Below are 25493 nucleotides of genomic sequence, written 5' to 3'. Positions count from 1 at the left end.
GAGCCTTCGGCTACCGTCGAGTAACACAATCCCGCACCCGGACGCAGAGTGGACCGCGAGTGGACTGGAACGACTTCGACAAACGGCTGACCCTGGAGCTGTCGCGGCTCCCCGTCAAGTCGTTCCTCATCGTGCAGGGGCCCAGCGGACTTCCGTACGTGCAGGCCATGCGGATCGAAGGCGGCCTGGACGCCGAAGCGGTCGGCAGCGCGTTCCTGCCACGGCCGCTCGCACCCCGCCAGGAGCGTCGCCTCACCACCCTCGGCTGGGAGCAGCCCGACGGCGAGGAACGGCGGAACTGGTGGAACCGCTACACCTGGCGCGAGCGCGGCAACCGCGCGTCACAGGAACTGCTGGAGTGCGCCGCGATGCTCGCGGCCCAGATGGTCGGCGCGTTCCGCGACGTCTACCGGATCGACTCCCCGCTCGAGCTCGTCTACCAGGCGAGCAAGACGGGGCCAGAGGGCGGGCCGCTGGCCCTTCCCGGCCTCGGCATCCCGCTGGCCGTGCCCGAGGCCGAGGGCCGTCCCGCCGCGCAGGACGCGCCCCGCGCGGAGCGTCCGTCCGGCACCGCCCTGGAGATCGCGCTCGCCGAGGCGCGCGAGCGCGGCGACCAGCAGGCGTATCTGCGGCTGCTCGCGCGCGCCACGCTCTACCTGCCCGCGTCCGGCGATCCCACCGCCGAGCACCGGTTCGCCACCGCGCAGTTCGGTGACGGGACGTTCGTGCTGGCGTTCACCTCGCCGGAGGCGATGGACAGGTCGCTGCAGGGGCAGGCCGCCCACCACCGCGAGGCGACGCTGTCGGAGCTGTCCCGGCACTGGCCGCACCCGGACTGGCAGCTCGCGGTCGACCCGGGGCTGCCCAGCGCCTCGTACCTGGACGCGAACGCCCTGTTCGAGCCCATCGCGCAGGAGCCGCCCGCTCCTCCGGCGCCCCCGGACCCGTCCGACGTGCGGGTGGCCGGACGGTCGGCCCGGACGCCGCGGACGGCGGGGCGGCGCCGCCGACCGGACGCGGAGGCGCCCCGGACCGCCGCCAGGTCGCCGCAGGCGCCCGCCCGGCCGCAGGGCGAGCCCGCTGCACCCCAGGGCGTTCCCGCGGCCGCACAGGCGCCCTCACAGCCGAGCGCCGAGCCGGGCGCGCTGCCCCGCCGGCACGCCCGCCCGGCGCCCGCGACGCGTCCCGAGCCGACGCGTCCCGAGCCGGCGACCGCGAGGGAGACGCCGGCCGACCCGCAGGGGCTCCCCGTTCCGCCGCCGCACGGCGTCGTGCAGCAGGCAGCCGCGCCCCGGGACCCGCAGCCCGGCGGCCGTGCCGCACCACAGGCCGCGCCCCTCGGCCCGCAGGGCGCTCCCCCGCGCGCGCAGGCGCACGGCTCGTCCATGGCGCCCGGAACCGCCCCAGGCCCGCAGCCGGCCGCGGCCCCTCAGCAGACCGCGCGGGACATACCCAGGCCACCGACCGCAGGAGCAGGCGGTGCCGCCGTTCCTCCTGGGGAGACGCCGGCCGCGTCCCGGTTCCAGCCGCCCGCGCCCTCCGCGCGCACGCGCGAGGAGCCCCTCGGCCGAGGCGCATCGCAGGCTCCGGCCTTCGACCGTGCCGAGCCCGTGGCCCCGCCGGAGACGGCACCGAACCGGACGCCCGCCGACCCACCGGGGCCGACGCGTCCCACTGCGGCGCCCCGGCGGGACACGCCGCCTCCAGTAGGCGACGTGCCGCACGAGACCGTCGCACAGAGCGCCGCGGCGGCGAAGCACGCCGCGCCCATGGACGCGCCCACCGAGACCGTGGTGATGCAGAAGGTGCTGCGCCGTGAGCATGTGCAGCACTACATGGAGGGCGGCTACGACCTCGTCGCGGGATACGTGCACCGGCTCCAGGACGTGGCTGACCTGAACACGCCCGCCGCACTGATCCGCGGCCTCGGCCTGGTGTACGAGGGGTCGCCGTTCTCCCCCTCCGACGAGGAGGTCTTCGTCGTCCGGTGGCCCGCGGTGAAGCCGTCGCTGTTCCGGCGGCCGCTGGGGGGCATCGACGAGTGGAGCATGGGGATCATCCCGGGCGGCTGGGTCATCGAGAAGGCGCCGTTCCCCGGCTCCGGGTACGCGCCGGGCGACGGCCCCGCCGTCCCCGAGTTCAAGATCGAGAGCCAGCGGCTGCCGCACGGCGCGGAGCTGTACCGGCTCGACGCGGGCGGGCGGGAGTCGCTGGTCGCGGCCTACGACGCCGACCTGCGCCGCTGGCTCGTCAGGCTGCCGGGAGGACGGGGATGAGGATCCGGCACGGCTTCTTCGCGCGCTGGCGCGGCACCGAGTACGAGGCCAGCCCGGACGGCGACCATGTGCGGCTCTACGTGGGCGAGCACGCCGACGGGTTCCGGCAGATCGGGCCGGGCCGGTTCGTGCAGGTGGTCCCGGCCTCCGAGGCCGAGGACGTGCGGTACGTCAGCACGTACTGCACGTGGCGCGGCGAGCCGTTCGTGGTGCTCGGCGAGCACCAGGGGTGGCTGCGCGTGGAGTACACCGGCGGGAAGGCGCCGGTGGCCGAGGGCCTCGGGCTGGAGCTGTTCGACCGCGGCGTCTACCAGGCGTGGGCGTCCAAGCACGAGGTCGAGGACGTGCGCGAGGAATCGGTCTGAGGCGGCCGTCGCGAGCGGGTGGGCCGCCCGGTCTGCGGCGGGCCCATCGGTGGTAGGTCTTGGGCATGGCGGTCATCGACATCAACGCCGACCTCGGTGAGGGGTTCGGCATCTGGGAGCTGGGCGACGACCTGGCGCTGCTCGACGTCATCACGAGCGCGAACGTGGCGTGCGGGTTCCATGCCGGCGACCCGCTCATCATGCGCCGTGTGTGCGCGGCGGCGGTGGAGCGCGGGGTGACGATCGGCGCGCAGGTCTCCTACCGGGACCTGGCGGGGTTCGGCCGCCGCGAGATGGACGTGGCCGCGCCGGAGCTCACCGCCGAGGTCCTCTACCAGCTCGCCGCCCTGGACGGCATCGCGCGCACGGAGGGCGGCCGCGTCGCCTATGTGAAGCCCCACGGCGCGCTGTACAACCGCATATCCCGCGACGGCGTTCAGGCCGCGGCGGTCGCGGACGCGGTGCGGGCCTATGACGCGACGCTGCCGCTGCTGACGCTTCCCGGGTCGGCCGTGCACGAGGTCGCCGAAGGGCTGACGGTGGTGGCCGAGTGCTTCGCCGATCGCGCCTACACGCCGTCCGGCGGGCTGGTGTCGCGCCGCGAGCCCGGCGCCGTGGTGCACGATGCGGACGAGGTCGTGCGGAGGGCCGTGCGCATGGCGGTGGACGGAACGGTCGTCGCGGCGGACGGAACGGAGGTGTCGCTCAGGGCGCGCTCCATCTGCGTGCACGGCGACACACTGGGCGCGGTGGCGCTCGCACAGGCGGTCCGGTCCGCGCTGTCCGGCGCGGGGGTCACGCTGGAGCCGTTCGCGTGAGAGTCCTGCGGGCCGGTGACACGGCCCTGCTCGTGGAGACCGGCGACCTGGCGGCGGCCCACCGGCTGAACGCGGCGCTGCGCGAGGCGGCCTGGCCCGGCGTCGTGGACGTCGTCCCCGGTGAGCAGACCGTCCTGGTGGTGGCCGACCCGGCCGCCGACCTCGACCGCCTCGCGGCCCGCCTGCCGGACCTCCCGGTGCCCGCGGACGCGGAGGGCGGCGCGGAGCCGGTCGAGATCCCGGTGCTCTACGACGGCGAGGACCTCGACGAGGTGGCGCGCCTCACCGGCCTGTCGCGCGACGAGGTCGTCCGGCGGCACGCGTCCGCCGCCTACACGGTCGCCTACCTGGGCTTCTCCCCCGGCTTCGGCTACCTGACCGGGCTGGACCCGGCCTTGCACGTGGCCCGCCGGGAGTCGCCGCGCACGGCGGTCCCGGCGGGGTCGGTCGCGATCGCGGGGCCGTACGCGGCGGTCTACCCGTCCCGGTCGCCGGGCGGCTGGCGGCTCCTCGGCCGGAGCAGGGCGCCGTTGTGGGACGTGACGCGCGAACCGCCGTCGCTGCTGCGGCCGGGGACGCGCGTCCGGTTCGTCCCTGAGGAGCCCTCTTGATCGAGGTCGTCCGGCCCGGGCCGCTGGCGACCGTCCAGGATCTCGGCAGGCCCGGCCTCGCCCATCTCGGCGTGCCGCATTCTGGTGCGGCCGACGAGCGCGCCCTGCGGCTCGCCAACCGGCTCGTCGGCAATCCTGAGGACGCGGCGTGCGTGGAGTTCACCTTCGGCGGCGGCTCTATGCGCTTTCACAGGGCGGCTTGGGCGGCCGTTACGGGCGCGCCGTTGCCTGTGTGCGTCGACGGGCGCGCGCAGGGGACGAACGCTCCGTTCCATGTGCGGCGCGGAGGCGTATTGGAACTCGGCACGCCTGCACGTGGCCTGCGCAGTTACCTCGCCGTGCGCGGCGGCATAACGGCGGACCGGGCGCTGGGTAGCAGGTCCACCGATCTGCTGTCAGGGCTCGGGCCCGCGCCACTGTCGGCGGGCGTCCGGCTACCGGTCGGAGCGTCAACGGAACTGGGCGCCATCACCGTGGACGTGGCTCCGGCCCCGCGCATGCACGAGACGCCGATACTGCGCGTCCTGGCCGGACCGCGGAGCGACTGGTTCACCGAGGACGCGATGGCCACGCTCACCTCAGCGCCCTACCAGGTGTCGCCCGACAGCAACCGGGTGGGCGTCCGGCTCGACGGGCCGCCGCTGACCAGGTCGCGTGATGGGGAACTCGGCAGCGAGGGGATGGTCACCGGCTCGATCCAGGTGCCGCCCAGTGGCCTGCCGATCGTCTTCCTGGCCGACCATCCGACGACCGGCGGCTACCCCGTCGTCGCGGTCCTCGCCTCCGTGTCGGTGCCGGACGCGGCGCAACTGCGGCCCGGCCAGCACGTCCGGTTCCGGACCTGACGGCCGTCCCAGAGCGCGACGCCTGGACACCGGTCAGGACAGCGGCGCGGGAGCGGACCAGTCCAGATGCGAGACGTCGTTGAACCCGCGGATCGACGACAGGCCGTTCATCCACACGAGCACCGAGATCGACCCGTTGTCGGGGGTGAGGAACGCGAACGGCCTGGACCCGGTGGCGGCCGCGAGCGCCTGCCCGATGACGCCGCCGTGGGTGAACACCGCCACGCGCCCGCCGGGATGCGCCGCGGCGACGCGTCCGAGCCCCTCCCGGACCCGGGCGGCGAACGCCTCGTCGCCCTCCGCGCCGGGGATGACGTCCCAGCGCTCCTCCGCCACCATCCGCTGGGCGACCGGGTCGTTGTCGGCGACCTTCTTGCGGAACAGCCCGCCCTCCCACTCGCCGAGATGCACCTCGCGCAGGGCGGGCTCGACGCGCGGCTCCAGGCCGAGCTTGCGCGCCAGCGGCGCGGCGGTCTGCGCGGTCCGCCGCAGCGGGGTCACGTAGAGGGCGTCCAGCGCGGTCGAGGCCAGCCGCTCGGCGACCCGGTCGGCCTGCCCGCGGCCCTCGGGCGCCAGCTCGGGGTCGCCCTGGCCGTCCACCAGCGGGAACGGCGCGCCCGGACGGGCCGGCGCGGAGGCGCCGTGCCGGATCAGCAGCAGCTCGGTCGCGCCTTCCGGCGGCTGATAACGCTTCTGCCGGTATTCGACCGGCTCGTCCCGCTCGTCCACGAACGGCACCCTATGCGGCCGACCGGCCGGCGCTGCGCGCCGGGGTGTCCCGGGCTCGGTACGCGACGACCCATGGGTCAGGCCAAGAGCAGCCGCATGCGGGCGGTCTCGGCTTCGAGCGGGCCTGCGGGAAGGTCCTCGAACGGGGTCACGGCCAGGTCGCCGTCCTTCGCCTCCCACACTCCCGCGACGCGCCCCTCGTGGACGACGACCGGCGATATCCAGCCGCCCGTACGGCTCACCGCGGCACGGTGCTCCGCAGGGACCAGGTACGACGCGCCCGTTCCCGCTCCTAGGACGTACTGGTCGAACGCCCCCAGGAGCCGCACCGACGCGGCGGGTGCGGTCGCCGCCAGTTCATCGCGGTGCTCCTCCAGCATGTACATGGGCACGCCTTCGACCTCGACCGTGGCAAGCCCGTCCGCAGCCGCGTCGAACCAGCTCTTGACGTCCTTCTTCCGGTTGCCCTTGCGCATGAGCCAGTTGTCGAACATCTCGGGCGTGGCCGGGCCGTGCGCACCGAGGTAGGCGTGGACGACCGTACGGGCGGCCTCGTCCACGGGAGGCAGCCCCTTCCACGCCGGCAGCCAATGCTCCGGCGCTGTGAAGGTGACCCGTGTCCCCTGCGACGGCCCGTAGCAGAGAACACCCCACCAGGCCAGCGGCTTGAGCAGGACGCCCCAGCCGGAGCCGAGCACCTCGGCGAGGTGCCGCGAGCCCGTCTCCTCCACCACGGCGGTGGTCAGTTCTTCGCGCGTGAGCGCGCCCCCGCCCGCAAGCGCCGCGGTCGCCGCCTCGGCGATCGCCTCCAGATCGGCGGGGGTCGCGCCGAAGGTCCGCTGCCAGCTGGGCTTCTCCCAGTTGCGGATGGCCGCGCACAACACCAGGTAGGCGGCGGCCTCGTCCGCTGGAAGCAGATGCAGCGTGCCGCGCATGGCCCACGTCTTGACGAGGGTTCTCTCATCCAGGATCGCGCTCGCCACCTCGTCCGGCCGGGGCGTCTCCTGGCGGACCGCCACGGCCAGCTCGGCGGCGGAGGCCACCTGCGCCTGCACGCCCGCCAGCCGCCGTGCGATGTCGACGGCAGATGCGCCGCCCGGCGGTTCGACGAACTGCCGACGCATCCGCCAGGCCAGTGCCTGCGCCCACGTAACCGGGATCATCCCCTGATTACACACCGCCCCACCGACGGAATCGGCCGGGCGGGGCTCAGCCCAGGCGGTGGCTGAGCTCGGCGAAGGCGTCGCGCACGTCGTCGGCGGTGAGCACTGTCAGGTCGTCGGCGGTCGCGGCGGATCCGAGCCCGGCCGCCCGCAGCGCCCGGCACGCGCACGCCTTCTCGTAGAGCGACCGGGCGAAGCGGCCGTTGCCGAGCTCGTCGATACGGCCCGTCCCGCAGACGCGCTGGAAGACCAGTGCGAGGTCGTCGAGCGCGCGTTCCTCCCACTGGTCGCCGCCCTGCTCGGCTATGAGCTGCGCTATGCGCAGCAGCTCGTCGGGGCCGTAGGAGGGGAAGTCCACGCGGACGTCGAAGCGGGAAGCGAGCCCGGGGTTGGACGCCAGGAAGCGGGCCATGTCGGTGTCGTATCCGGCGAGGACGACCACGAGGCGGTCCCTGTCGTCCTCGGCGCGCTTCAGCAGGACCTGCACCGCCTCGGCGCCGAACGCGTCTCCGCCCGAGTAGCCGGGATTGGTCAGCGCGTACGCCTCGTCGATGAACAGCACCCCGCCGAGCGCCGAGTCGACCGCCTTGTTCGTCTTCAGGGCGGTCGCGCCGAGGTGCTCGCCCACGAGGTCCGCACGCTGCGCCTCGACCACCTCGGGGCGGGCGAGCAGCCCGAACGCGGCGAAGATCCGGCCGAGGACGCGCGCGACCGTCGTCTTGCCGGTTCCCGGGGGGCCGGTGAACACGAAATGCCGGGTCGGCGGACGGGTGACCAGGCCCTGCTCGCGGCGCATCCGCGCCACCTGCAGCTGCGCGGCGATCTCGCGGACCTGCCGCTTGACCGGCTCCAAGCCGATCATCGCGTCCAGCGAGCCGAGCGCCTCGTCCAGCGTCGGAGTCTCGGCGTAGCCGCGGTACCGCTCGGTCACCTCGGCGAAGGCCGTCTCGACGTCCTCCTCGCGGACGGTGACGAGGTCGTCCGCACTGGGCGTGGCGGGTTCGCCGGACGAGGCGACGGCGTCGACGACCCGTACGTCCCGCGCGCGCGCCGCCGCCTCGGTCAGCGTGCGGACGAACCTGCCGTTGCCCAGTTCGTCGACGATGCCGCGGCGTTCGACCTCCTCGAAACGGGTGGACAGCCGCCGGCGGGCGTCGGGCGAGAGCCGGTCCTCACGGAGGCCCGTGTGGTACTCGGCGATCTGCAGCAGCTCTGCGGGCCGGTAGGACGGGAAGTGGACGCGGGTACCGAAGCGGGACGCGAGCCCGGGGTTGGAGCCGAGGAACTCCTCCATCTGCGCGTCGTATCCGGCGAGGATTACCACGAGGTTGTCGCGGTCGTCCTCGGCGCGCTTGAGGAGGGCCTGCACGGCCTCGTCGCCGAACCTGTCGGGCTGGCCTTCGGCGGAGTTGACGAGCGCGTACGCCTCGTCGATGAACAGCAGGCCGCCGAGGGCGGAGTCGACGAGGCGGTTGGTCTTGATGGCGGTGGCGCCCAGGAACTCCCCGACGAGGTCGGCGCGGTGGGCCTCCACCACCGTCTGCTGGGGCAGCAGGCCGAACGCATAGAAGATCTTCGCGAGGACGCGCGCCACCGTGGTCTTGCCCGTGCCGGGCGGGCCCACGAACACGAAGTGCCGCATGGGCTTCTCCGTAGGCACGCCGGCCGCGGCGCGCATGTGCGCGGCCTCGATGGACGCGGCGATGGAGCGCACCTGCCGTTTGACCGGTTCCAAGCCGATCATGCCTTCGAGCTCGGCCAGCGCCTCCGCGACCGAGATGCCCGGCTCGTCCGCTCCCGGCACGTCCCCGGGCGCCGCCGCCTGCGGAACGCCGGCCGCGGGGGCCGACTGAGCGGCCGCACGCGGCCGGTGAGCCGCCTGCGCGGCCGCCGACGCCCCCGAAGACGGGCCGGCCGCGTCGTCGCGCGAGGCGCCGCCTGAAGGCCGCACGGACCCTCCGGTATCGCGCCGGTCCGGCCGGTCGCGCTTCTCCGGTCCGGACGGGTTCCGCCGAGATCCCACCGCTACGTCCCCCTTCGGGGTGGCCTGCTCCTGCACCCAGCCGGTCTCGTACGCCTCGGCGGGCACCGCGCGCCGCGCCCGGTCCCAGCGGTAGGCGAGCACCGCGAGGGCGGCGGCCCATCCCGGCAGGACGCTCGCCTGCGGGAGCGGGTGCGCGATCGCCGCGGTCGCCAGGCCCGCGGCGCCGAGCGCGAGCAGCGCCGTCCGCCACGGCGCGTACCCGCGCAGGCGGAACGCCATGAACGCCACCGGCAGGACGAGCAGCGCGAGCAGCGGTTCGGGGCGCAGATAGGGCGGCCGGCCGTCGTCCGGGTACAGCCGCCCCAGCGGCACCGACAGCGCCAGCCACGACGCGACGACCGCGACGACCGCCATCCCCGTCGGCGAGCGCAGCGTCAGGTGGACGACGATGAGCAGCACGACCGCGAGCGCCGCCGCGCCGAGGACCGGGCCGTCGGCCACGACCACCGCCGCCAGCACCAGCACGATCAGCAGGACCCCGCCGAGGAAGCGCAGCCCCGCCGGGACCTGGAAGTAGCGCCAGCGCAGGCGCTCGAAGAGATCCCGTGCCGCGGCGTCCTTCGCCGGGCGGGAGCGGGACCTGCCAAACAAAGCCATCAATAAGCGAGTAAAGCGCAGGACAGGCCCGAACGGGACTCCCCGCGCCGCGTTCATTGACTCCGGTGGGCGCCGTTCGGTCGGGAGTCCTGTCCACCCCGCCGGGGGACCAGGACATTTGTCCTGCGAAGAACGAGAGGTTCGGCTCTGCAGCCGACCAGGGCCCGGTCCGTAGCGTCACCGGCATGACAGTCCAGACGACGGAGACGGCGAGCGCGGTCGAGTTCGCCGGCGTCACCAAGAGCTACGGGGCGGTGCGGGCGGTGGACGGGCTCGACCTGCGGCTCGTGCGCGGGACGTCCGTAGCGCTCCTCGGGCCGAACGGCGCCGGCAAGTCGACCACCATCGGCATGCTCCTCGGCCTCCTGCAGCCCGACTCCGGCACGGTGACGCTCCTGGGGACGACCCCTGAGCAGGCCGTCCGGGCGGGTCGTGTCGGGGCGATGCCGCAGAGCGGCAGGCTGATCGGCAGGGTGACCGTACGGGAATTGCTCGGTTTCGTCCGGCTCGCCTACGCCAAGAAGACCAAAGCGGTCGGACGCGCCGCCGCGGTGCCCGCCCTCGGCGAGCTGATGGAGGCGGCACGGATCACGGAACTGGCGGGGCGTAAGGCCGACCAGTTGTCGGGCGGCCAGGCACAGCGGGTCCGATTCGCCATCGCGATGGCAGGGGCACCCGACCTCGTCGTTCTGGACGAGCCCACCACCGGGCTGGACATCGAGGCACGGCGGGAGCTATGGACCGTCGTCCGCGGGTACGCGGACCGGGGCGGCACGGTGCTGTTCTCCACGCACTACCTGGAGGAGGCCGACGACCACGCGGACCGCATCGTCGTCATCGACCGCGGACGGGTCGTCGCCGACGGCACGAGCGACGACATCAAGCGGCGGGTGCCGGGCCGCACGGTCAGCTTCGACCTGGCGGGGCCGGCGCCGTCCCTGGAGGTCTTGCCGGGCGTCGTCAGCAGCGAGGTCGGCGGCGGCCGGGCCAGGCTCCACACCACCGATTCCGACGCGACCGTCCTGGCGCTCGCCGAGGCGGGCTGCATCCGCAACCTTGAGGTGGCAGGCGCCCGGCTGGAGGAGGCGTTCCTCACGCTGACCCACGCCGGCACGGCGCGGGCCGAAATACGGGCCGAAGGAGGCGCACGATGATCGTGCATTACATCCGGCTGGAGATGGTGCGGCTCCTGCGCGATCCCGGCTACCTGGTGATGAGCCTGATCTCACCGCTGACCATGTACCTGGTGTTCAACTCGCTGGATCTGACCGGTGACTCCGGGCACGGCGGCGCGGTGTACTCGATGGTGGGCATGGCCGGCTTCGGTGCCATCGGCGCGGTGATGGGCAGCGGGGTCGCCATAGCCGAGGACAAGCCGATCGGCTGGATACGGCAACTCCGCCTGCTCCCGCTACGGCCCCTGGAGGTCGTCGTCGGCCGGGCGCTGTGCGCGATGGTCGTCACGCTGCCTCCGATCCTTTCGGTGTGCTTGGCCGGCGCCCTGGTGAACGGGGTATCGCTGGGCATCGGCCAGTGGGCCGCCGTCCTCGCGCTGCTGTGGGTCGGCATCGCCCCGATAGCCGCGCTCGCCATCGGCCTCGGCTACCTGCTCACCGGCCAGCAGGCCCAGATGGCCGGCCTGGTCTGCTACATGGGCCTGTCCCTACTCGGCGGCCTATGGGTCCCCATCTCGAAGTTCCCCGGCTGGCTGGAACACCTCGCCACCGCCACGCCGATCAACCGGTACGGGGAGCTCTCCTGGCGCGTGACCGACGGCGATGCGCCCTCCCTCACCGGGGTGCTCGTGCTCGCGGCATGGGCCGCCCTGTTCGCCGCAGTGGCCGTGTACGGCTACCGACGTTCGGCCCGTTCGGCATGAGCGTCCCCGCCCGCGTACCGTTTCCGCGTGAACGAGGAGGTCAATGGGTGAAGCTCTGGAGGAACGCCCCGCCCAGGCGGACCCCCGACCTGGACCTGGAGAAGCTGGACCGCAACGGCCCCGAGGGCGGCGCGTTCGTGTTCTGGCTGATCATCCTGGTGTGGCCGCTGCTCGACATCGTCCACGGACGGTCGCACCCGGTCTGGCTGGCCTCGCTCGCCCTGTTCGCGTTCTCGGCGGTGCACATCGCCGTCGCGCGCACCGCGTTCGACGGGCGGGTGCCCATCAAGGTGCCGGTGGGGCTGCTTCTCTTGGAGGGGGCCTTGACGTCCGTCTCCAGCGTCGCCTTCCAGCACCGGTGGTTCACGCTATGGCCGCTGCTGGGCCTGGCCACAGGGGTCGTCGTGGGGCACATGCCGCGGCAGACGAAAGGCCCGGAACTGCCGATGCTCATAGGCATCGGCGGCGTCTCGCTACTGACGGTCGTCGTCACCCGGGTCGGCGGCGCGGACGACTCCACGGTCCTCAGCAGCCTGTACGGCGTCGTCACGGCGGCGCTGGTGACGGCCGTCCTGCTGCGCCTGTTCACCGTCATCCGCATGCTGCGCGAGGCGCGCGAGGAGCTGGCGAAGGCGGCCGTCGAGCAGGAGCGGCTCCGCTTCTCCCGCGACCTGCACGACCTGCTCGGCCACACGCTGTCGCTGATGGTCGTCAAGGCGCAGGCCGTCCGGCGGGTCGCCGAGCGCGATCCGGCGGTGGCCGCCGAGCAGGCCGCCGACATCGAGAGCGTCGGGCGGCAGGCCCTCGGCGAGGTGCGGCAGGCGGTGTACGGGTACCGGGGTCGGGGCCTCGCCGACGAGCTGGACGCGGCGGTCACGGCGCTGTCCGACTCCGGCGTGGACGCGGCCGTCCGCCGGGCCGGGCCGCCGCTGCCGCCGGAACCGGACGCGCTGCTCGGCTGGGCGGTGCGGGAGGGCGTCACCAACGTGATCCGGCACAGCGGCGCCCGGCGCTGCGAGATCACGGTCCGCAACGACGGCGGCGCCGCGGTCGTGGAGATCAGCGACGACGGAAGCGGGCCGGTCGGCGGCGACCGGCCGCGGACCGAGGCCGGGCTGTCGCTGGGGCCCGGCGGGCACGGCCTGCGGGGACTGGCGGAGCGGATGGAGGCCGCCGGCGGCGCCCTCCGGACCGGCCCGGCGCCCGGCGGCGGGTTCCTGCTGACCGCGACCGTGCCGATCTGACCGACGGCGCACCCGCGACACCGGGGCGTGCACGCCCGGAGGCGGGGCGCGACACCCGCGACGCCGGTGGACAATGGGGCCGGGAGGAAGCCCGTGATCAAAGTTCTGCTCGCCGAGGACCAGGGGATGATGCGCGGCGCGCTCGCGCTGCTGCTGGGCCTCGAAGAGGACCTCGAGGTCGTCGCGCAGGTCGGCGACGGTGCGCAGGTGCTCGAGGAGGCCCTGCGGACGCGTCCGGACGTCGCGGTGCTCGACATCGAGATGCCGGGCCGCAGCGGCCTGGACGTGGCGGCCGACCTGCGCCGCGACCTGCCCGGATGCAAGGTCCTCATCGTCACCACGTTCGGCCGCCCCGGCTACCTGCGCCGGGCGATGGAGGCGGGCGCGAGCGGTTTCCTGGTGAAGGACGGCCCGATCGAGGACCTGGTCGCCGCGCTGCGGCGCGTCCTGGCCGGGGAGCAGGTCGTCGACCCCGCGCTGGCGACCGCGGCGCTGTCGGTCGGCCCGAACCCGCTGACCGAGCGGGAGCGGGACGTGCTGTCCGCCGCGTCGGACGGCGCGACCATCGCCGACATCGCCGGGCGCCTGCACCTGTCGGAGAGCACCGTCCGCAACTACCTGTCCGCGGCGATCGGCAAGACGGGCGCGCGCAATCGCATCGAGGCGGTGGGGACGGCCCGCCACAATGGCTGGCTGTGACCACCGAACCTGAGGACGGCCCTTCCACCGGGAGCGCCGACGCGCTGCCCGGCCTCGCTCCCGCTCCCGCGGCGCCCGGGAACGTCCCCCGCACCGCCGGCTACGAGATCGAACGGGAGCTGCAGGACGCGCTCGCCGACGGCGACCGCCCCGCCAGGATCGCGGGCGTGGACGAGGTCGGCCGCGGCGCCTGGGCCGGCCCGGTCGTGGTGTGCGCGGCGGTGACCGACCTCAGCGCGCCGCCGGTGCTGCGCGGGCGCGGCGACCGGACCGTCGCGCTGACCGACTCCAAGCTGCTCACGGCCGCGCATCGCGCGTCGTTCGCCGAGGTGCTGCCGGGTTGGCTCGCCGGGCACGCCATCGGCGCGTCCGCCCCCGAGGAGATCGACGAGGTCGGCATGACCGAGGCGCTGCGGCGCGCCGCGGTCCGCGCGCTGCAGGCGCTCCCCCATCCGCCCGACATAGTGATCCTGGACGGCAAGCACGACTTCCTGCGCCGCCCTTGGCGGGTGCGCTGCGAGGTCAAGGCCGACCAGCGGTCGGTGACGGTCGCGGCGGCGTCCGTGCTCGCGAAGGTCCACCGCGACGCCCTCATGGCGGACCTGGAGGCCGAGTGCCCCGGCTACGGGTTCGCCGACAGCGCCGGTTATCCCTCGCCCGTGCACCAGCGGGCCTTGGAGGAGTCCGGGCCCACTCCGCACCACCGGCTCTCCTGGTCCTACCTCGACGATCTGCCGCGCTGGCGGCATCTGAAGAAGCACCGCGACCCGCTCGCCGGGGAGGGGCAACTCAGCCTCCTGTGACGGCGCTTCGCGCGGGCGCATGAGTCATCCCCCTCAGCCCGGGTACGCGTCGCCCTACGGGAGGTGCAAGCCATGGACGCTGTCGTCAGGAAGCTGCTGCGCGAGTCCGGTGAGACTTTCGCCGAGGAGGCGGGCATCCCGCTGAAGGACCAGCCCGCGGCGCTCTTCAAGCTGCTCGTCATGGCGAACCTGCTGAGCGCCCGGATCTCGTCGGACATCGCACTGGCGGCCGCACGGGAACTGTTCGAGGCGGGCGGCGGGACGCCCCGGGGCATGGCCAAACTGACCTGGCAGGAACGGGTGGACGCGCTGGGGCGCGGCCACTACGTCCGCTATGACGAGAGCACCGCGACGCGGCTCGGGAACATGGCGGAGATAGTGCAGGACAAGTACAGGGGGGATCTGCGCCGGCTCGCCATCGAAGCCGACCGCGATCCCCGGAAGGCCGCAGAGCTGCTCAGGGAGTTCCCCGGCATCGGCCCCACCGGCGTCGACATCTTCTGCCGGGAGGCGCAGGCGATGTGGCCGTGGCTGCGCCCCTACGTCGACTCCCAGGTCAAGAAGGGCGCGGAGCGGCTGGGGCTGCCGACCGACGCGGGCAAGCTCGCCTCCAAGGTCCCGGACAAGGACCTGGCGCGGCTCAGCGCCGCACTGGTGCGGGTGGCGCGCGACAAGAAACTCGCCGACACGGTCAAGGTCGCCTAGAAGCGCGCGCGGGACGCCCGTCTCGCGCGCGCTTGGCGCGCTCAGAGGTGGACGGTGACCTCGTCGACCGGCTTCTTATCGATGTCGGGCACCATCGCGTCGTCCGCCGGGTAGCCGACCGGTATCACGACGTACGCGCGCTCCTCCTGCGGCCTTTCACAGACCTCGTTCAGGAAGCGCATAGGGCTCGGCGTGTGCGTGAGGGTCGCCAGGCCCGCCTGATGCAACGCCGCCAGCAGGAAGCCCACCGCGATGCCCACCGACTCCTTCACGTAGTACGGACGGGGCGTCTCGGGGCCCTTGTGCACCTCGAAGACGACGATGACCGCAGGCGCGTCCTCCAGGAACGGCTTGCGCCAGTCCGTGCCCAGGGGAGCCAGCGCTTCCAGCCACTCCTCCGAGGCGCGCCGCTCGTAGAACTCGCGCTCCTCCCGCTCGGCGGCCTCCCGCAGCCGCCGCTTGCGGTCCGGGTCGGTGACCACCACGAACCGCCACGGCTGCAGGTTCGCCCCGCTCGGCGCGGTCGCGGCGGCCCGGATCGCGTGCTCGACGACCTCCATCGGCACCGGACGGGACGTGAAGTCGCGCACCGTCCGGCGCAGCGCCATCGTGTCGGCGAACGCCCGGGCGCGGCTCACCGCCTCGTCGCCCGGCACGTCGAAACGGGGCGCGGGCACGACCGGGTACCGCCGCTGAGTGCTCATGCGACCGTCCTATCCCGTGCCGCGCGCCCCGGACAACCGGCAAGAAACGCCAGAATCACCCGCCCTATCCCGGCAGGTGCGAGGCCCGGTCATCCCCGCGCGGAACTCAGTCCTTGCCGCGGGCGGCCACCCACTCCAGGTTCCAGCCGTACGCCTCGTCGACCGACATCTTGCCCCAACGCGGGCGGCCGGGCGGCGGCAGCACGAACCGGCCCTCCCGCCGCACGACCAGTTCCCCGCCCACGTTCTCGATAAGCGCGAGCACGGCGTCGCGGGAGCCGTCGACGCAGTCGTCCATGCGCATCTCGATCGGCGGCGCGTTCACCGGGAACAGCGTGGCGATCGCGTCCAGGCCGCGGAAGTCGTCCGCGCCGTCGTAGATCTCCGCGAACACCAGGATCCGCTTGAAATCGGCGGTGTGGTCGAGGTTGATGGTGAGGTTCTCACCGGTCTCGATCGCGCCGGTGCGGTCGTCGGCGTCGAGCTTGATGAACGGCGGGCGGTCCAGCGCGCCCATGTCGCCGAGCGCGTGGATGATGCCCCTGCGGCCGCTCTGCAGCTCCCAGAGGCAGCACAGGTCGAGGTCCAGGTCGACGCCGCGGCGGCGCTTGCCGAGCCGTCCCTTGGCGACGCCTTCGCGCGCCGTCCAGTTGAGGTTGACCCGCATGTGGCCGGACGTGGCGCCGTGCTTGGTGAGCGACACCGTCGGCTTGTTCTTGGTGAGGGAGATCTTCCCGCCCTCCGGCGCCGGCGCCTGCGGCGGCATCGCCTGGGGAGGCGGCCCCTGCGGCTGTCCGTATCCGGGCGCGGGCGGAGGCGCGTACTGCCCCGGCGGCATGTACTGGCCACCGGGCGGCGGCGGTGGCGGCGCGAACTCACCGGGCGGCGGAGCGTACTGGCCGGGCCCGGGAGGCGGCGGGTACTGGCCGGGCGCCGGAGGAGGCGGCGCGTACTGGCCGGGCGGGGGCGGCATGTACTGGCCGCCGGGCGGCGCGTACTGCTCCGGCGGCGCCTGCGGAGGCGCCGGCGGAGGCGGGGGCGCCTGCGGCTGGGGCGGCGCAGAAGGGGCCGCCGCCTGCGGAGGCGGCGGGGCCGTCCCCTGACCGGGGTCGTCGACGCTGATACCGAAGTCGGTGGCCAGACCCGCGAGCCCGGTGTCGTAGCCCTGCCCGACCGCGCGGAACTTCCACGCGCCCTGCCGCCGGTACAGCTCACCGAGCACGAACGCGGTCTCGCTCGTGGCGCCCTGGCTGTCGAAGCGCGCGATCTCGGTGCCGCCCGCCGCGTCCACGACCCGGACGTACAGCCCCTGGAACCGGCCGAACGTGCCGCCGTCCGCGGACGCCGCGATCACGATCTTCTCCACGGCCGGCTCGACCCGGTCGAGGTCCGCCGAGAGTGCGTCCACGACGACGGGGCCCTGCTGCTTGCCGTCGTGCCGCACCGCGCCGGACGCGTGCGCCGGCTGGTTGTAGAAGACGAAGTCGCCGTCCGAGCGCACCCGGCCGGACTCGGTCAGCAGCAGCGCCGACGCGTCGGCGTCCGGCACCCCCGGGCCGCCCTGCCAACCGACCTCGACGCGCACCGCGGAGACCGGCACCGCGGTGTTGGCGCCCTTCTGCATGGACATAACGCTCCTCGTCATCAGCCGACGTCGACAACCTACGGGCAGACGCACGGCACTGCGACCTGCATGTGAGGTGGACGCACGGCACCGCCCGGGAGTTCCGGGTGCCGTCAGGGGACCCGGGCGGTCCAGGCGGGGGTGGTGAACTTGTCGGTGACGTACTTGCCGGCGAGGCGGAGCTCGTCGTCGGTGAGGCCGTCCGCGACCAGCCCGTACCGGCTCCGGAAATGGGCGATCATCCGGTCGATGATCTCCTCGCGGGGCAGGCCGGTCTGCCGGCGGAGCGGGTCGACGCGCTTGGCCGCGCTGGCGATGCCCTTGTCGGACACCTTCTCCCGGCCGATCCGCAGCACCCGCAGCATCTTCGCCGCGTCGATGTCGTAGGACATCGTGACGTGGTGCAGCACGGCGCCCGCGGCAAGGCGCTTCTGCGCCGCGCCGGCGATCTTGCCCTCGTCTGAGGTGATGTCGTTGAGCGGCTGGTACCAGGCGCGGATGCCCAGCTCGGCGAGCGCGCCCAGCACCCAGTCGTCGAGGAAGGCGTAGCTCGCGGCGAACGACATGCCGGCGACCAGCGACTCCGGCGCGTACAGCGAGTACGTGATCGTGTTGCCGGGCTCGACGAACATCGCCCCGCCGCCGCTGATGCGGCGCACCACCTCGACGCCGTACCGTTCGGCCGCCTCGGCGTCGACCTCGTTGCGCAGCGACTGGAAGCTGCCGATGATCACCGAGGGGGACGCCCATTCCCACACCCGCAGCGTCGGCGGCCGGCGGCCCGCGCCGACCTCCTCCGCGAGCACCTGGTCGAGCGCCATGTGCAGCGCGGGCTCCTGCGGCGGTTCGTGGATCAGCCGCCACTCGTGGTCGCGCCAGTCCGACGCGCGGGCGATCGCCCGCCGGACCGCGATCCCCACGGCCTCGGCGGTGATGCCGAGCATCACCGTGCCGGGCGGCAGCCCCGCTTGGACGCGGGCTCCGATCTCCCTGGCCTCCAGGCCCGCGGACAGCCCGTCCAGGGCGGCGTTGATGGCCTCCAGCGCCTCGTCCGGCTCCATGAAGAAGTCGCCGCTGATCCTCGGACGGCGCAGCCGGCCGTCCACCACCTCGACGTCGGCGACCACGAGCTTGCCGCCGGGGACCTTGTACTCACCGTGCATCACATTCGTTCAAACCGCGGCGCCGCACCGGCGATTCCTGGCCCCCGGCAGGCGGGGAGCGCGACCGCCGGCGAGCCCGGTGGAGGCGGGTGCGGGCGGCGTTCCGTACGGTGTTGCCCAGGAGGGAGTCGGTGCCGTGAGCAATCTTGATGTGCGGCCCAGCGCCGTCGCGTGCGGAGGCCGGGAGGACGTCCCCGGAGGGCCGGTGCACGAGGTCCTGCCGCCGCGGCAGGTGCCATTGGGCGAGAGCACGGTCGTCCGGCGGCTGCTGCCGAGCCTGGGGCGGCGGATGGTGGGCGCCTGATGCTTCGTCGACCACTACGGCCCGGACGACATCGCGGATCAGCCGGGTATGCAGGTGCCGCCCCATCCGCACATCGGGCTGCAGACGGTGAGCTGGCTGCACGACGGCGAGGTGCTGCACCGCGACAGCCTCGGGAGCCTGCAGACCGTCCGGCCGCGGGAGCTGGGGCTGATGACGGCCGGGCGGGCCATCGCGCACTCGGAGGAGTCGCCGCGCGAGCACGCGCGCATCCTGCACGGGGCGCAGCTGTGGGTGGCGCTGCCGGACGCGCACCGCAGCACGGACCCGGCGTTCGAGCACCACGGCGATCTGCCGGTGGTGACCGGGCCCGGGTTCAGCGGGACCGTGATCCTCGGCGGGCTCGACGGCGCCGTCTCGCCGGGGACGGTGTTCTCCCCCATCGTCGGCGCGGACGTCACCCTGGCGGACGGCGCGGACGTCCGCCTGCCGGTCGAGCCGGACTTCGAGTACGCGGTGCTCACGATGTCCGGGGTCACAGAGGTGGACGGAGTGCGGGCCGAGCCGGGCTCGATGGTCTACCTCGGGTGCGGCCGCCGGGAACTGCGGTTGCGCGCCGACGGGACGAGCGGGCTGGTGCTGCTCGGCGGCGAGCCGTTCGAGGAGAAGCTCGTCATGTGGTGGAACTTCGTCGCGCGGTCGGGCGAGGAGATCCGCCGGGCGCGCGAGGAGTGGACGTCCGGCGAGAGGTTCGGCGTCGTGCACGGCTACCACGGTCCCCCGATCCCGGCGCCGGCCCTTCCGGACGTGCCCCTCAAGCCCCGGGGGCGCGTGCGGTGACCGTCCCCGCCGTCTCCTAGCGACGCTAGCGTTCCGATTCACGCTAGCACATTCTGTGCTCGATGTGCTAGCGGTGCTAGAATTCAGGCCGTGTCCGTACAGGAACGCCGAGAGCGCGAACGAGCAGAACGTCACCGGCTGATCGTCAGGGCGGCCCAGGAGATGGCCGAGGCGGAGGGCTGGGAGTCGGTCACCACCCGGCGGCTGGCCGACCGGGTCGAGTACAGCCAGCCCGTCCTCTACAGCCATTTCAAGGGCAAGGACGCCATCGTCGCGGCGGTGGCGCAGGACGGGTTCGGTGAGCTGGCCGGCCTCCTGCGGAAGGCGCGGACGGCGAGACCGGCACCCGAGGAGGCCCTGCGCGCGGTGGCCGGCGCCTACCTGGACTTCGCCCGGGAGCGGCCCGCACTGTACGACGCGATGTTCGTCCAGCACGTCGACGTGACGCTCGGCACCGGAGAGCGGACCGAACCGCTGCAAGAGGCGTTCGGGGAGTTCGTCTCCGCGCTGGAGCCGCTCGCGGGCCAGCGGGACGTGGAGACGCTCGCGGAGGTGACGTGGGGGTCGCTGCACGGCCTCGCCACCCTCGTGCATGGACACCGGCTGAGGCCGGGCCACGCCGACGCCCGCCTCGATCTGCTCCTGACACCGATCATCGAGGCGGGCGGCTGAGAGCCGGTGTTCATCGCTGCGCGACCGTGCTCTGTTGCAGCGAGGTCCCGGACTCGCGGTCGCCCGACCGCACGACCTTGAGGAGCGCGGCGAGCATCACGATTCCGGCGGCGATGCTCAGCCCGTATTGGAGGACGGAGACGGCCGGATATTCGGGGGCCGTGTAACCGCCCGGCCGGATGAGCGCCCATGGCAGCCTCCACGCCGCCCACGCGAACAGCGATCCCGACGAGATGAACGCCAGCGCCATGGGGATCCACAGGGGCGTCCTCGGACGTCCTGTAGCGATCGTGCGGATCGCGGCTGCGCCGATGACGGCCCAGAGCGCCGAGTTGCCGACGAGCAGTCGCCCGTTGGCGTCCATCATGTGGCGGTGTGCGGGCTGCAGGCCGAGCTTTCCGCCCACCACCCAGTACGTCCAGAGCAGGACCAGTGCCGCGATCAGGATGTACAAGGCTCGGATGTGGGACCGGCCGATGCGCGCGGGCAGGCGGTCGCCCACCCGGCCGAGGAATGCGATCGGCCATCGTTCCCGCAGGTAGATGGGCAGCGCGACGGCCAGCCCCAGGGCCATGCCCGCGAAGCCGATGCTGATGAAGACCATCTCCCAGGCCGGGACGGTGTCGCCGCCGCTGGAGCCGCCGGAGCCGCCGCCTCCCGCGTCCGCGCCGAGGACGGCGCTGACCAGCATGTACGGGATCATCGGGACGAGGAACCCGGCGCCCACCCAGGCGAAGAAGACCAGCGGCGGCGCCGGGACGCGGCGGCCCCAGGGCTGCGCCAGGGCCAGCCCCAGGACCACACCGACGACCGACATCCCGACGGTGACCGTGTTCAGCACGATCCAGTCGCCGTCGGTGAAGGTGGACGGCGTGCGCCCGAGCAGCGACGCCGCCACCCACACGACCTTCACCAAGAGATAGAGCGACAGCGAAGATGCGGCACCGTAGCCGGCCATCACCCGCATGGCCGTCCATCTTGCGCCCACCCGGTGCGTGTCGAGCGGTGCGGCGGCGCCGCTCACCGATGCGTCCAACCTGTGTTCATGGGGCCTGTGTTCATGGGGAGAGCCTCCCGACGAGGGTCCGGCGGGCGCCTCCCCCGCCGGAACCATGCGTCTCCCCCGTGCGGGCGAATGTGCGCGGCACACTCGTCCGCGGTGCGTCAGCGGTCGGCCGGCAGGAAGCGGTCGAGGGCGTCGGCGACCAGCTCGGGCTTCTCGAGCGTCTGCATGTGCGGCGTCCCAGGCAGCACCTGGTAGGTCGACCCGGGGATGCGCTCGGCGACCCCCGACATGACCTCCGGCGTGGTCGAGTAGTCCTCCTCCCCCACCAGCACCAGGGTCGGCGCTTGGAACGCGGCCAGCTTGCCCTGCACGTCGACGCCCTTGAAGGCGCGCCAGGCGGCCGCCCAGTCGGCGGGGTCGAAGCGGCGGACGAGCTCCCGGGCGTACTGCACGCCCCACCCGTTCGTGGCGAGCGCGGGCGCGGTGAACCAGCGGGTCAGGGTCGGAACGATCTGCGCCTCCATCCCGTCCACCTCGCCGGAGCGCGCGCGTCCCTCGAACGCGTCGAAGGCGTGGTCCGTGGTCGCCAGCAGCGCCAGCGACGCGACCCGCTCGGGCGAGTGCACCGCGAACGTCTGCGCGATGCCGCCTCCCATGGACAGCCCGACCACATGCGCCTGCTCCACGCCGAACGCGTCGAGGACGCCGCCCATGTCGCGGGCCAGGTCGTCCATGGAGAACGGGCGGGGCGCCCCGGCCGCGCCGCCGTGGCCGCGGAAGTCGTAGGCGAAGACGCGGCGGCCGTGCGACAGGCGTTCCATCACCGGCTCCCACATCCGCCAGTCGACGCCGAGCGAATGCGACAGGATCACCGCGGGGCCGTGGTCGCCCTTCTGCGCGACCACGGTCTCGTGGTCGGACAACTGGACGCGGTGCAGCGCCGGCTGCTCCGGGACGCCCGCCCCCTGCAGCACCTCGTGGACGACGTCCAGTGCGTTCAGCGCGCGCGGGAAGCCCGCGTAGACCGCGACGTGCTCGGCCAAGGCGAGCAGTTCGTGCGGCGCGACGCCCTGGCGAAGCGCACCGCGCACATGGCTGGCCAGACGGCGGTCGGCGCCGCCGATCGCCGCCACGATCGCCGTGCTTGCGATCTCCCGCTCCCGGCGGGTCAGTTCGGCGCGGGCCAGCGGGCCGCCGAACGCCCCGTCCAGCACGGTCTCGTACATCTGCGGAGAAATCCGGCGCACGTCGTCGAAGGCCTCCTCGGCCGGGACGCCCATCAAGCCCTCGTACGCCCTGCGTCCGCGCTCGTCACGCTTCATCGTTCCGCTCCCGTTTCGATAACCCCCGCGTTCGCGGGGCACATTGATCGTCACGCGGCGGCGGGTCAGATGTCCAAGACATGAAAGAGCTACTGGTCAGATCCGCAACTTATGAAGCGACGGACGCGAGCTCCGGGTGGTCCCGCATGAACGCGATGAAGGCCGACAGCGCCGGGCCCGGCCTGCGGCCCGCCGGCCACGCCAACGACGGCGCCCAGGTCGGCTCCGGATCCAGCCGGACGACGGCGACCGGGAGCCCCGGCTCCTCCGCGATCGAGCGGGGCACCACGGCCGCCGCGAGCCCCACGCTCGTGATGGCCCGCGCCGTGCTGTACTCGCGGGTCTCCAGCCGGATCCGCGCCGCCGCGCCCGCGTCGGCGAGGGCCGACAGGACGATCTCCCGGATCGCCGACCCCGGCGAGAAGCAGGCGAGGTCGATGCCGTCCAGCGCCGCCACCGGCACCCGGTAGCGGCCGGCCAGCGGCGCCGACTCCGCCGTGATGAGGACGAGCGGCTCCTCGCCGAGCGGCAGCGACGCGAGCCGGCGCCCCTCCTCCTGCGGCGGCAGCCGGACGACGGTCGCCGCGTCGAGCCGCCCGCCGTGCAGGCCGGCGATCATCTCCTCGGTGTTGTTCTCCCGAAGCTCGACGTCGATCGCGGGGAACTCGGCGGAGAACGCGGCCAGCAGGCGGGCCAGCCTGGCCGTCAGCCCGCGCGCGACGCCCAGCCGGATGCGGCCGCGCGTCCCGCCGGCCCAGCCGTGCATCTCCTCCTCCACCGCCGCGATGTCGGCGAGGATCCGCTCCGCGTGCTCAAGGAGCGCCGCCCCGGCCGGGGTGAGCTCCACCCGGTGGTTGTCGCGGTCGAACAGGGTGACGCCGAGCTGCCGTTCGAGCTTGCGGATCTGCTGGGACAGCGCGGGCTGCGCTATCCGCAGCGCCTCCGCGGCACGCGTGAAGTGCAGCTCCCGCGCGACGGCCCGGAAGTACTCCAGCTGGCGAGATCCGATCATCGCGCCAGCATCTCACCCCACATCCGTGTCAGACCTCCGTCATCTCGAGTTCGTGGCGGACCGGGAAGTTCACCGAGGCGGCGATGAAGCACACCTCGTGGGCGCGCGCATGCAGCCGCGCGGCCTCACCGGCCCGCGCCGGATCCGCGAAGGTCACCTCGGGGCGCAGCACGACCTCCTCGAACCGGCCCCCGCCGTCCGGCGTCTCGATCATCGTCCCGTGCGGGCGGTCGACATAGCCCGTGACGACGATCCCCTCGCCCGCGCAGACCCCGAGGAACGACAGCATGTGGCACTGCGAGAGCGACGCGACGAGCAGCTCCTCCGGGTTCCAGCGGGACGGGTCGCCGCGGAACGAGGGATCCGAGCTGCCCGCGATCGGCGGCTTGCCGGCGCCCTCCACATCGTGGGCCCGCTCGTAGGCGCGGTAGGAGCTCGTCCCGGATCCGGTGTCGCCCGTCCAGGTCACCGTCACCTCGTAGTGATGGGTCTTCGGCATCGTAGGTTCTCCTCCAGTCGTCCTAAAGCGGTTGGCCTGGCGTCTCTCAAGCGAGCGTCGTCCGGGTGGCGCGGGCATGGTCGCCGGCGATGCTGCCGGCGAGCGCCCGGTCGCCCTGGACGATCGCCCGCAGCAGGCGGCGGTGCTCGCCGGCCACCGTGTCCGGGCGGTCCGGGGCGGCGAGCGAGTCGCGGGTCGAGATGACGATCTGGTCCCACAGCCGGTCGAGCGTCTCCAGCGCGATCGGGTTGCCGGCCATCTCGGCGATCCCGCGGTGGAACGCCCGGTTGAGGCCGATCGCCCGGTCGAGGTCACCGGCCGCTGTGACCTCCTCGAGCAGCGACGCGAGCCGCTCCAGGTCGTCCAGGTCCGCGGGTGGAACGCGGCCCGCCCGCTGCCGGTCGGCGGCGAGCTCGGCGGTGAGCGCCTCAAGCGCGGCGCGCACCTCGTAGGCATGGCCGAGCCGCTCCGGGCTCAGCGCGTTCACCACCACGCCCCGCCCCGTGCCCTCGACGAGCCCGTCGCCCTCCAGCCGGCGGAGCGCCTCCCGGACCGGCGTCCGGCTCACCTCCAGCGCGGCGCTCACCGACAGCTCGGTGAGCCTCTCCCCCGGCATGTACCGCCCCTCGACGATCAGGTCGCGGAGCCGCCGGTACACCACATCAGCCTGCACGCATGCAATGTATACAATGGATGCCGTGCATGCAAACTGACCGTGACCGATCAGAGCAGTTCGGCGTTCTCATCCCGGATGTCCCGGGTGCGGCCGCGGGTGTCGAACAGCAGCCGGGCATGTGCGGTCAAGATGGCGGGGTCGTAGACGGCGTGGTCGGTCAGGACGATGGCCAGGTCCGCGCCCTGTAGCGCGGTGGTCAGGTCGCCACTGGCAGCGGGAACCTCCGTCCCGTCGACGTGCCAGTGGTTGACGTAGGGATCATGGAAGGTGAGATCGGCGCCGAGGTGTGCGAGGCGGCGTGCGACGGGTCGTGCCGGGGATTCGCGTTGGTCGGCGATGTCGGCTTTGTAGGTGACGCCGAGGAGGAGGACTTTGGCGCCTTTGAGGGCGCGGCCTTCGCGGTTGAGGAGTTGTTGGGCGCGTTCGGCGACGTAGCGGGGCATGCGGTCGTTGATCTCTTGGGCGAGTTCGACGAAGCGGAAGGGGTAGCCCAGGGAGCGGACCTTGTAGGACAGGTAGTTGGGGTCGATGGGGATGCAGTGGCCGCCGACGCCGGGTCCGGGGCGGAAGGCTTGGAAGCCGAAGGGTTTGGTGGCGGCGCAGTCGATGGCGTCCCACAGGTCGATGTCGAGTTCGTTGCAGAACACGGCCATCTCGTTGACCAGGGCGATGTTGACGTGGCGGTAGGTGTTCTCCAGGAGTTTGGCCATCTCGGCCTCGCGGGTGCCTTTGGCCTGGACGACGCGTTCGACGAACTTGCCGTAGAAGGCGGCGGCGGCGGTGGCGCAGGCGGCGGTGAGCCCGCCGACGATCTTGGGGGTGTTGCGGACGCCGTAGAGCTGGTTGCCGGGGTCGATGCGTTCGGGTGAGAAGGCCAGGTGGAAGTCCTGGCCGGCGACGAGCCCGGAGGTCTCCAGGATGGGGCGCACGACCTC

The 25493-nt window shown here is 73.3% G+C and carries 26 protein-coding genes; 14 read left to right on the top strand and 12 right to left on the bottom strand.

The window, feature by feature from the left end; translation table 11 throughout:
- Positions 1–59 precede the first annotated feature (59 nt).
- The 5 genes from J4709_RS16590 (at position 60) to J4709_RS16570 (ending at position 4915) form a co-directional block, all read left to right on the top strand.
- Entirely contained in the window at positions 60–2276 is a 2217-nt protein-coding gene (locus J4709_RS16590; RefSeq protein WP_208241672.1) for an SseB family protein, read from the top strand.
- Positions 2273–2641, top strand: a complete 369-nt coding sequence (locus J4709_RS16585) for a UCP033725 family protein (protein WP_208241670.1) — start codon at positions 2273–2275, stop codon at positions 2639–2641. The genes J4709_RS16590 and J4709_RS16585 overlap by 4 nt, the downstream gene beginning before the upstream one ends.
- Positions 2642–2706: 65 nt before the next feature.
- Positions 2707–3459, top strand: a complete 753-nt coding sequence (locus tag J4709_RS16580; protein WP_208241668.1) for a LamB/YcsF family protein — start codon at positions 2707–2709, stop codon at positions 3457–3459.
- Positions 3456–4070 (top strand): 5-oxoprolinase subunit PxpB, encoded by a 615-nt coding sequence (gene pxpB, locus J4709_RS16575; RefSeq protein ID WP_208241666.1) that lies wholly within the window; start codon positions 3456–3458, stop codon positions 4068–4070. The genes J4709_RS16580 and pxpB overlap by 4 nt, the downstream gene beginning before the upstream one ends.
- Positions 4067–4915, top strand: a complete 849-nt coding sequence (locus J4709_RS16570) for a 5-oxoprolinase subunit C family protein (RefSeq protein ID WP_208241656.1) — start codon at positions 4067–4069, stop codon at positions 4913–4915. The genes pxpB and J4709_RS16570 overlap by 4 nt, the downstream gene beginning before the upstream one ends.
- 33 nt (positions 4916–4948) lie before the next feature.
- On the opposite strand, the gene J4709_RS16565 is transcribed toward J4709_RS16570, so the two are convergent.
- The 3 genes from J4709_RS16565 to J4709_RS16555 all read right to left on the bottom strand — a co-directional run bounded on the left by J4709_RS16565 (position 4949) and on the right by J4709_RS16555 (position 9448).
- Complete coding sequence (locus tag J4709_RS16565; protein WP_208241654.1) at positions 4949–5644, bottom strand: histidine phosphatase family protein; 696 nt, start codon at positions 5642–5644, stop codon at positions 4949–4951.
- A 77-nt stretch (positions 5645–5721) separates the two neighbouring features.
- Complete coding sequence (locus J4709_RS16560) at positions 5722–6807, bottom strand: winged helix DNA-binding domain-containing protein (protein ID WP_208241653.1); 1086 nt, start codon at positions 6805–6807, stop codon at positions 5722–5724.
- Positions 6808–6853: 46 nt separating this feature from the next.
- The gene (locus J4709_RS16555) at positions 6854–9448 is read right to left on the bottom strand and encodes an AAA family ATPase (protein WP_208241651.1); all 2595 of its coding nucleotides are present in this window, start codon (positions 9446–9448) and stop codon (positions 6854–6856) included.
- A gap of 185 nt (positions 9449–9633) precedes the next feature.
- Between J4709_RS16555 and J4709_RS16550 the strand changes: the two genes are divergently transcribed.
- From J4709_RS16550 to J4709_RS16525, 6 genes are all read left to right on the top strand, one after another.
- Positions 9634–10602, top strand: coding sequence for an ABC transporter ATP-binding protein (locus tag J4709_RS16550; protein WP_208241649.1), 969 nt, complete (start codon positions 9634–9636; stop codon positions 10600–10602).
- A complete protein-coding gene (locus J4709_RS16545; protein ID WP_208241647.1) occupies positions 10599–11327 on the top strand; it encodes an ABC transporter permease in 729 nt (242 codons plus the stop codon). The genes J4709_RS16550 and J4709_RS16545 overlap by 4 nt, the downstream gene beginning before the upstream one ends.
- 47 nt (positions 11328–11374) lie before the next feature.
- Complete coding sequence (locus J4709_RS55595; RefSeq protein ID WP_208241645.1) at positions 11375–12571, top strand: sensor histidine kinase; 1197 nt, start codon at positions 11375–11377, stop codon at positions 12569–12571.
- Between the two features lie 93 nt (positions 12572–12664).
- Positions 12665–13270 (top strand): response regulator transcription factor, encoded by a 606-nt coding sequence (locus J4709_RS16535; RefSeq protein WP_208241643.1) that lies wholly within the window; start codon positions 12665–12667, stop codon positions 13268–13270.
- Between the two features lie 44 nt (positions 13271–13314).
- Positions 13315–14073: a ribonuclease HII gene (gene rnhB, locus J4709_RS16530; protein WP_208242227.1), complete on the top strand. Its 759-nt coding sequence runs from the start codon at positions 13315–13317 to the stop codon at positions 14071–14073.
- A 72-nt stretch (positions 14074–14145) separates the two neighbouring features.
- On the top strand, positions 14146–14778 hold the full coding sequence (locus J4709_RS16525) for an HhH-GDP family DNA glycosylase (protein WP_208241641.1): 633 nt from the start codon (positions 14146–14148) through the stop codon (positions 14776–14778).
- 41 nt (positions 14779–14819) lie between these two features.
- Here the strand turns inward: J4709_RS16525 and J4709_RS16520 are convergent, their stop codons facing one another.
- The 3 genes from J4709_RS16520 to lplAB all read right to left on the bottom strand — a co-directional run bounded on the left by J4709_RS16520 (position 14820) and on the right by lplAB (position 18269).
- The gene (locus J4709_RS16520) at positions 14820–15482 is read right to left on the bottom strand and encodes a nitroreductase family protein (protein ID WP_208241639.1); all 663 of its coding nucleotides are present in this window, start codon (positions 15480–15482) and stop codon (positions 14820–14822) included.
- Positions 15483–15588: 106 nt separating this feature from the next.
- Positions 15589–17112, bottom strand: coding sequence for a TerD family protein (locus J4709_RS16515; protein WP_208241637.1), 1524 nt, complete (start codon positions 17110–17112; stop codon positions 15589–15591).
- Between the two features lie 107 nt (positions 17113–17219).
- A complete protein-coding gene (gene lplAB, locus J4709_RS16510; protein WP_208241635.1) occupies positions 17220–18269 on the bottom strand; it encodes a lipoate-protein ligase LplAB in 1050 nt (349 codons plus the stop codon).
- Positions 18270–18405: 136 nt separating this feature from the next.
- Here lplAB and J4709_RS53355 point away from each other — a divergent pair, with 136 nt between their 5' ends.
- The 3 genes from J4709_RS53355 (at position 18406) to J4709_RS16500 (ending at position 20043) form a co-directional block, all read left to right on the top strand.
- Positions 18406–18573: a hypothetical protein gene (locus tag J4709_RS53355; RefSeq protein WP_232383613.1), complete on the top strand. Its 168-nt coding sequence runs from the start codon at positions 18406–18408 to the stop codon at positions 18571–18573.
- 48 nt (positions 18574–18621) lie between these two features.
- Entirely contained in the window at positions 18622–19371 is a 750-nt protein-coding gene (locus J4709_RS16505; RefSeq protein WP_232383612.1) for a pirin family protein, read from the top strand.
- A gap of 90 nt (positions 19372–19461) precedes the next feature.
- Positions 19462–20043 (top strand): TetR/AcrR family transcriptional regulator, encoded by a 582-nt coding sequence (locus tag J4709_RS16500; RefSeq protein WP_208241633.1) that lies wholly within the window; start codon positions 19462–19464, stop codon positions 20041–20043.
- 10 nt (positions 20044–20053) lie between these two features.
- Here the strand turns inward: J4709_RS16500 and J4709_RS16495 are convergent, their stop codons facing one another.
- The 6 genes from J4709_RS16495 to J4709_RS16470 all read right to left on the bottom strand — a co-directional run.
- Entirely contained in the window at positions 20054–21079 is a 1026-nt protein-coding gene (locus tag J4709_RS16495) for a hypothetical protein (RefSeq protein WP_208241631.1), read from the bottom strand.
- 128 nt (positions 21080–21207) lie between these two features.
- Positions 21208–22371: an alpha/beta hydrolase gene (locus tag J4709_RS16490; protein WP_208241629.1), complete on the bottom strand. Its 1164-nt coding sequence runs from the start codon at positions 22369–22371 to the stop codon at positions 21208–21210.
- Positions 22372–22480: 109 nt separating this feature from the next.
- Positions 22481–23383, bottom strand: a complete 903-nt coding sequence (locus tag J4709_RS16485) for a LysR family transcriptional regulator (RefSeq protein WP_208241627.1) — start codon at positions 23381–23383, stop codon at positions 22481–22483.
- 28 nt (positions 23384–23411) lie between these two features.
- Entirely contained in the window at positions 23412–23882 is a 471-nt protein-coding gene (locus J4709_RS16480) for an OsmC family protein (protein ID WP_208241625.1), read from the bottom strand.
- Positions 23883–23928: 46 nt separating this feature from the next.
- Positions 23929–24555: a GntR family transcriptional regulator gene (locus tag J4709_RS16475; protein ID WP_208241623.1), complete on the bottom strand. Its 627-nt coding sequence runs from the start codon at positions 24553–24555 to the stop codon at positions 23929–23931.
- A gap of 50 nt (positions 24556–24605) precedes the next feature.
- A partial coding sequence (locus tag J4709_RS16470) for a nucleotide sugar dehydrogenase (RefSeq protein WP_208241620.1) occupies positions 24606–25493 on the bottom strand: 888 nt, incomplete at its 5' end.

This window comes from Actinomadura violacea, from assembly GCF_017573465.1.
Classification (GTDB): Bacteria; Actinomycetota; Actinomycetes; order Streptosporangiales; family Streptosporangiaceae; genus Spirillospora; species Spirillospora violacea.
The sequence above is the reverse complement of the archived record's forward strand: the minus strand, read 5'-3'. Positions and strand labels throughout refer to the sequence as shown.